The organism is Asanoa sp. NPDC050611, from assembly GCF_040654855.1.
GTDB lineage: Bacteria > Actinomycetota > Actinomycetes > Mycobacteriales > Micromonosporaceae > Asanoa.
The window spans coordinates 1-6728 of sequence record NZ_JBFAIU010000377.1 but is presented as its reverse complement, the minus strand read 5'-3'; the positions used below and the strand labels follow the sequence as shown (position 1 = coordinate 6728).

The following is a 6728-nucleotide window of genomic DNA, read 5'->3' as shown; positions in this document are numbered from 1 at the left end:
GCGTAGGCCGAACGCGATCGCCGCGACCAGGACCGGGACCGTCAGGTTCGTGCCGTCGAGCTCCGGCAGGCCCAGGTTGCCCTGCTGGAACACCCAGACCACCGCGCCCAGGGCGGCGCCGATGCTGAGCAGGTTGGTCAGCACCGCCTTGATCGGCAGGAGGACCGAGCCGGTGAACAGGAACAGCAGGATCAGCGTGCCGAGACCGACCAGGGCGATCGCCCACGGGAGCCGGTCGGCCAGCATGCCGCGGTAGTCGGCGAGCCGGGCCGCGTCGCCGCCGACCAGGGTCTCGACCGGGGCCGGCAGGTCACGCACCGCCGTCGCGACCGTGTCCTGGTAAGCCTCGTCGACGTCCGCCTGGACCAGTGAGCGGTCGCCGATCGGGCGCACCGCGACCTCGCGTACACCCGGCATGGTCTGGATCTGGTCCCGCAGCGCGGTGACGGCGGGGCTGTCGGGTGCGGCCGCGACCACGGCCGACACCTCGTCGGGGCGGATCTCGTCGGGGTAGTGGACGGTCATCTCGTCGTAGAGCGTCCGCGTGTCGGTGCTCGCCGGGAGGAGGCGCGGGTCGCCGGCGGCCAGCCGCATGTCGAGCACCGGGATCGCGATGAACAGCATCCCGGCGAGCACGGTCAGCGCGGTCACCGCGGGCCGGCGTTGGACGATCCGGGCCAGCCGGGCGAACACCCCGACGCCGGCCGGGCGCGGCGCCCGCCCCTTGATCCGCTTGCCGAAGAGGGTGAGCAGCGCCGGCAGCAGGGTCAGCGCGGCCAACAGGTCGAGCACGACGACGGCGGTGCCGGCGATGCCCATCGAGCGCAGGAACGGGTCCGGGAACACGGTGAGTCCGGCCAGCGCGACGGCGACGGTCAGTCCGGAGAAGAGGACGGTACGCCCGGCGGAGCGCGCGGTGCGCAGGACCGCGGGGCCGACCTCGGGGTCGACGGCCCGCTCCTCGCGGAACCGGTAGACGACCAGCAGCGCGTAGTCGACGGCGAGGCCCACCGCGAGCATCGTCACGATCTGGATGGAGTAGACGGACACGTCCGTGACCTGGCTGAACGCGAACAGCACGCCGAACGTGCCGCCGACGCCGACCACCGCGATCAGCAGCGGCAGGCCGGCCGCGAGCAGGCCGCCGAAGACGATCAGCAGGAGCAACAGCATGATCGGCGTGCTGAATATCTCCGCGCGGGCGACGTCGCCGGCCGCCTGCTCGCTGAACTCGTCCTCGCTCAGCGATCCGCCGGTGACCGTGACCGTGCCGCCGGGCAGGTCGGTGCCGGCGCGGATCCGCTCGGCCACCTGCGCCGCGACCTCGTCGGCGTCGTCGGCCACCGCCATCGTCACCGTGAACAGCACCGCCTGGCCGGTCGACGGGGACGGCACCGGCGGGCTCACCTCCGCCACGCCGGGCATGGCGCGGACCTCGGCGCCGATCCGGTCGACCGCGGCCGTGACGGCCGGGTCGCTCGCGTTCACTCCGCTGACGATCGCGGTGATCTCCTCGGGCGCGGGTGCCAACTCGTCGCGGAGGTCGGCGGCCCGGGCCGACTCGCTGCCGGGCACGACACCGACCTCGCCGACGAGGCGTTCGAAGACGCCGACGCCGACTGTGAAGCCGGCGCCGACGACGGCCAGCCAGATCACCAGGACGATGACCGGGCGGCGTACGGAGAAGCGAGCGAGTGAGGTTGTCATGCCGTCGATCCAACGCGCGCGCCGCCCGGACCGGATCGCCGTCCGGAGTGGACTCCGGCTCACTCGCCGGAGCGAGGAACGACCAGTCCCGTCTCGTACGCGAGGACTACCGCCTGCACCCGGTCGCGCAGGGCGAGCTTGGTGAGCAGGTTGCTGACGTGGGTCTTGACGGTGTGCTCGGTGACGTACAGCTCGGCGGCGATCTCCGCGTTGGACAGCCCGCGGGCGACCGCCTTCAGCGTCTCCGTCTCGCGGCCGGTGAGCGCCGCCAGCCGGTGGTCGACCCGCCGTGGTGCGGCGCGGGACACCACGTCGGCGATCAGCCGTCGGGTCACCGTCGGGGCCAGCAGCGCCTCGCCGCCGGCCACCACGCGCACCGCGTTGACGAGGTCGTCGCGGCGCATGTCCTTGAGCAGGAAGCCGCTCGCGCCGGCCCGCAGCGCGTCGTAGACGTACTCGTCGAGGTCGAACGTGGTCAGCACGAGCACCCGGGTGTCGGAGTCGGCGCAGATACGGGCGGTGGCCTGGATGCCGTCGATGTTCGGCATGCGGACGTCCATCAGCACGACGTCGGGGCGCAGCCGGGCGGTCGCGGCGATCGCCTCCGCACCGTCGGCGGCCTCGCCGACCACGGTGATGTCGGGCTGGGCGTCGAGGATGAGCGCGAACCCGCCGCGGACCAGCTCCTGGTCGTCGGCGACGAGCACGCTGATCTGGTCAGCCATGGGGTTGCCGCGGGACCACCGACGCCACGACGGGCAGCCTAGCGTGCACGCGGAAACCCGGGCCATCGCTCGCCGCGCCGGTCTCCAGCGTGCCGCCGCAGGCCGCGACGCGTTCGCGCATGCCGATCAGGCCGTGGCCGGAGCTGGAACCGGCCCGCCGGCCCGGGCCGCGCCCGTCGTCGCGCACCTCCAGCCCCAGTTCGTCGTCGTCCCAGCGGAGCACGACCTCGACCCGGCCGGCCCGCGCGTGACGGACCACATTGGTCAGTGCCTCCTGCACCACGCGGTAGGCGGCGACGGGGGTGTCGGCCGGCAGCGGGCGGCGCGCGCCCCGCTCGTGCAGGACGGCGGCGAGGCCGGCCACGCGGGCCTGCTCGACGAGCGCGGGGACGGCGTCGAGGCCCGGTTGCGGCGCGCGGGAGGCGGGCTCGGAGCGCAACACGCCCAGGGTGCGGCGGAGCTGGGTCAGCGCGTCCCGGCCGGCGTCGGCGATCGCGTCGAACACCTGCTCCGCCCGGGCCGGGTCGCTGCGGACGACGACCGGGCCGGCCTCGGCCTGCACGACGATCAGGCTGACCGAGTGGGCGAGGATGTCGTGCATGTCCCGGGCGATCCGCTCCCGCTCCCGCGACGCCGCCTTGGTGTAGTCGGCGGCCAGCTGCTCGGCACGGGCCTCCAGGTTGGCGATCAGCTTGCGGCGGGAGCGGGCGATGGCGCCGAGGGCGTACGCCCCGCCGAACATGATCACCGTGGCGCTCACGGGCAGGATGCTGCTCTTCGGGGTAAGCGAGATGCCGAGCCCCGCGACCGTGCCGAGGATGCCGAGCGCCCGCCAGCCCGGCCCGGCCAGCGCGGCGAACGTGTAGGTGGCCACGAGCTGGCCGAACGGCACCTCTTTGATCAGGTCGTTGACGGCGAGGACGGAGGTCGCGACGCCGGTGAGGAACGTGATCGGGACCGGCCAGCGGCGGCGCCAGGCGAGGGGGAGGGAGCTGAGCGCGGCGAAGACGTACATCATCGTCGTGTCCTCGCCGTCCACCACCGGGGAGGCGATCGTGGCCAGATAGCAGAGCAGCGCGATGATCGAGTCGACGGCCAGCGGCGGCAGGTCGCGGGCCGCGTCGGTCGCCTGCCGGACGGCCCGGCGCGCCTGCTCGGCCAGCTTCCGCACGCTGGCAGTATCCAGTGCGGCCCGGCGCCGGCGCCTCCCTCTCAGGAGCGAGAAGAAATTTCTCCGGGGGGATGTCGAAATCCGGGCGGCCCCGTTCGACCCCTGGGTGAAGGAGGTCGCCACGGCGGCCTTGGACGAGAGAAGGAGACATATCGTGAAGGTCATGGTCATGATCAAGGGGACCGGCGCGGACGAGGACAAGATCGCCCCGACCGCGGAGATGCTGGCCGCGATGGGCGAGTACAACGACAAGCTCGTCAAGGCCGGGATCATGCTCGACGGCGGCGGCCTGCGGCCGAGCGCACAGGGCAAGCAGGTGATCTTCGAGGGCGGCACGACGTCGGTCGTCGACGGGCCGTTCACCGAGTCGAAGGAGATCATCGCCGGGTACTGGGTGTGGCAGGTCAGCTCGATCGAGGAGGCCGTCGAGTGGGTCAAGCAGGTGCCGACCGACCCGAAGACGGGGCTGCGTGAGGTGCTCGAGATCCGCCCTTACTACGAAGAGGCCGATTTCGAGAACCTGGCCTGACGGTTGCTGGCGGGGAGGGGCGGCATGGACGCGCGGCGGACCGTCGAGGCGGTATGGCGGATCCACTCGGGGCGGCTGGTCGCCTCCCTCACCCGGCTGGTCAACGACGTCGGGCTCGCGGAGGACTTCGCGCAGGACGCCTACCTCGCGGCGCTGGAGCAGTGGCCGGTCTCCGGCATTCCGGATGAGCCCGCCGGTTGGCTGCTCACCACGGCCCGCCGCCGGGCGATCGACATGATCCGGCGGGAGGGCGTACGCGAGACGAAGTACGCCCTGCTGGGTGAGGAGGAGTCCAGCCCGGCGACCGATCAGGACCTGCTGTCCCTGGTGTTCGTCGCGTGCCACCCGGTGCTGTCGCAGGAGTCCCGCGCGGCGCTGACCCTGCGGATGGTCGGCGGCCTGAGCACCGACGAGATCGGCCGCGCGTTCCTGGTGCCGTCGGCCACGATCGGGCAGCGGATCTCGCGGGCCAAGCGCACGCTGGCCGAGGCCGAGGTGCCGTTCGCGCTGCCGGACCCGGACGAGCTGCCGGCGCGGCTGCACGCGGTGCTGGAGGTCCTCTACCTGATCTTCACCGAGGGGTACGCGGCCACGTCCGGCGACCGGTGGATCCGCCGCGACCTGGCGGAGCAGGCGATGCGGCTGGGCCGGATCCTGGCCGCGCTGATGCCCGCCGAGCCCGAGGTGTACGGGCTGGTCGCGCTGATGGAGCTGCAGGCGTCGCGGTTCGCCACCCGCACCGGCCGGGACGGTCAGCCGGTGCTCCTGGAGGACCAGGACCGGTCGCGCTGGGACCGCACGCTGATCGCGCACGGCCTGGCCGCGCTGGCCCGGGCGCGCCGGCTGCGCAAGCCGCTCGGGCCGTACACGGTGCAGGCCGCGATCGCCGCCTGTCACGCTCGGGCGCCGCGGTTCGCGGACACCGACTGGTCCGCGATCCTGGCGCTGTACGACGCGCTGTCGCAGCTGGCCCCGTCGCCGGTGGTCGGGCTCAACCGCACGGTCGCGGTGTTGCATGTGGACGGTCCGCAGGCGGCCCTGGACGCGTTGGAGGAGCTGGCCGGCGACCCTCGCCTGGGCCGCTACCACCTGTTCGGCGCGATCCGTGGCGACCTGCTGCTCCGGCTGGGCCGGCGCGGCGAGGCGGCCGAGGAGCTGGAACGTGCCGCGTCGCTGGCACCGACCCGGCACGAACGCGACCTGTTGATGGCCCGGGCGGCCGCCGCGACCGACTAGGGGGCCTGGTCGCCCTCGCCGGTGCGCTGCTGTGCCTGGTCGACGCCCTTGTCGATCTGGGCGTCGTACTTGTCGTCGGTGCGCTTGTCGGCCTGCTCGCCGGCCTTCTCGAGACCCTGGTCGACCTGCTTGTCGTGCTCGTCGGCGAAGTCCTTCGCTTTGTCCATGAAGTCACCCATGGCGCTACGGTGCCCCGCGCGGTCGCGGTCAAACGCCCGGGAAACTGGTCGTCGGCGCGCATGGCGCGCCAGGTCGGGGGAATGCGGGCGCCATGACCACGACCACGCTCCCGATGCTGGAGACCTATCCCCAGCCGATCAGCCTGGACCGCGTCCAGCTGGCCTCGACCATCGACATCATCGACGACTGTGCGGAGGCGTGTACCGCCTGCGCCGACGCCTGCCTCAGCGAGCCCGACGTGGCGGAGCTGACCAAGTGCATCCGCACGAACCTCGACTGCGCCGACGTCTGCGCGACCACCACGCGGGTGCTGTCGCGGCACACGGGTTACGACGCGACGATCAGCCGCGCGATGCTGGTGGCCTGCGCCACCGCGTGCGCCGCCTGCGCGGCCGAGTGCGGCCTGCACGCCGAGATGCACGAGCACTGCGGCATCTGCGCGGACGCGTGCCGCAGCTGCGAGCAGGCCTGCAACGACCTGCTCGCCGCCATGGACTCCTAGACAGCCGCGGTCGCCCAGTCGACGTGGTAGTCGAAGACCTTGCGCTGGGCGGTGCTGCTCGCGGTCACCCGCAGGACCGCCGGTAGGACCGCGTCGCGGATCACCCGGCCCACCGGGCCCGCGGCCTTGCTGCTGTTGTTGCGGGCCGCCGCCTTGATGATGGCGTCGACGCGCGGGCGCCGGCCGGCCTCGAAGCGGGCGAACGCGTCCGCCGGCTCGGCGTGGTCGCGCAGGCACTTCGCGAGCACGAGGGCGTCCTCGATGGACAGTGAGGCGCCCTGGCCCGAGGTCGGGGTCGGTGCGTGCGCGGCGTCGCCGACCAGGACCACGCGCCGGGAGTGCCAGGAGCGCAGGCCGCGTACGGACTGGATCGGGTCCATCGGCACCAGTCCCGTGGTCGCGTCGAGCACCGGCAGCGCCGGGCCCGCGTCACCGGCGAACAGCTCGCGCAGCCGCGGCAGCCAGTCGATCGCGGCCAGCTCGCCGCGGGCCGGCTCGGCGCGCCACGGCACGTTGGCGAACCACCAGACCTCGTCGCCGGGCGCAACCAGGTAGCCGAAGAACGCCCGCCGGCCGAAGATCATCTCGTAGTGGCCCGGCCGCGCGTCGACGCCCGGGACCGCGGGTGCGAAGCCGCCGTTGCCCACGAGCCCGGCGTAGGCCGGCGACGGCGCCGAC

The 6728-nt window shown here is 73.2% G+C and carries 8 protein-coding genes; 3 read left to right on the top strand and 5 right to left on the bottom strand.

The features are described 5' to 3' along the window. The 3 genes from AB0H87_RS35575 to AB0H87_RS35565 form a co-directional block, all read right to left on the bottom strand. A partial coding sequence (locus AB0H87_RS35575; RefSeq protein ID WP_360156074.1) for an MMPL family transporter occupies nt 1-1707 on the bottom strand: 1707 nt, incomplete at its 3' end. A gap of 59 nt (nt 1708-1766) precedes the next feature. Then, nucleotides 1767-2432 carry a response regulator transcription factor gene (locus tag AB0H87_RS35570; RefSeq protein WP_360156071.1) on the bottom strand — a complete coding sequence of 222 codons (666 nt, stop codon included), beginning with the start codon at nt 2430-2432 and terminating at the stop codon, nt 1767-1769. Further along, nucleotides 2425-3603, bottom strand: coding sequence for a sensor histidine kinase (locus AB0H87_RS35565; RefSeq protein ID WP_360156068.1), 1179 nt, complete (start codon nt 3601-3603; stop codon nt 2425-2427). Before AB0H87_RS35565 ends, AB0H87_RS35570 begins: the two co-directional genes overlap by 8 nt. A 163-nt stretch (nt 3604-3766) precedes the next feature. Between AB0H87_RS35565 and AB0H87_RS35560 the strand changes: the two genes are divergently transcribed. Beyond that, nucleotides 3767-4132, top strand: a complete 366-nt coding sequence (locus AB0H87_RS35560) for a YciI family protein (RefSeq protein WP_360156077.1) — start codon at nt 3767-3769, stop codon at nt 4130-4132. A gap of 24 nt (nt 4133-4156) precedes the next feature. Continuing rightward, nucleotides 4157-5368 carry an RNA polymerase sigma factor gene (locus AB0H87_RS35555; RefSeq protein ID WP_360156065.1) on the top strand — a complete coding sequence of 404 codons (1212 nt, stop codon included), beginning with the start codon at nt 4157-4159 and terminating at the stop codon, nt 5366-5368. Here the strand turns inward: AB0H87_RS35555 and AB0H87_RS35550 are convergent. After that, nucleotides 5365-5547, bottom strand: coding sequence for an antitoxin (locus AB0H87_RS35550; protein WP_360156062.1), 183 nt, complete (start codon nt 5545-5547; stop codon nt 5365-5367). The two genes, AB0H87_RS35555 and AB0H87_RS35550, sit on opposite strands and share 4 nt — an antisense overlap. Nucleotides 5548-5639: 92 nt before the next feature. Here AB0H87_RS35550 and AB0H87_RS35545 point away from each other — a divergent pair, with 92 nt between their 5' ends. Beyond that, the gene (locus tag AB0H87_RS35545; protein WP_360156059.1) at nt 5640-6050 is read left to right on the top strand and encodes a four-helix bundle copper-binding protein; all 411 of its coding nucleotides are present in this window, start codon (nt 5640-5642) and stop codon (nt 6048-6050) included. Here AB0H87_RS35545 and AB0H87_RS35540 read toward each other — a convergent pair. Continuing rightward, nucleotides 6047-6728: FAD-dependent monooxygenase (locus tag AB0H87_RS35540; RefSeq protein ID WP_360156056.1), on the bottom strand; the 682-nt coding region annotated here is incomplete at its 5' end. The two genes, AB0H87_RS35545 and AB0H87_RS35540, sit on opposite strands and share 4 nt — an antisense overlap.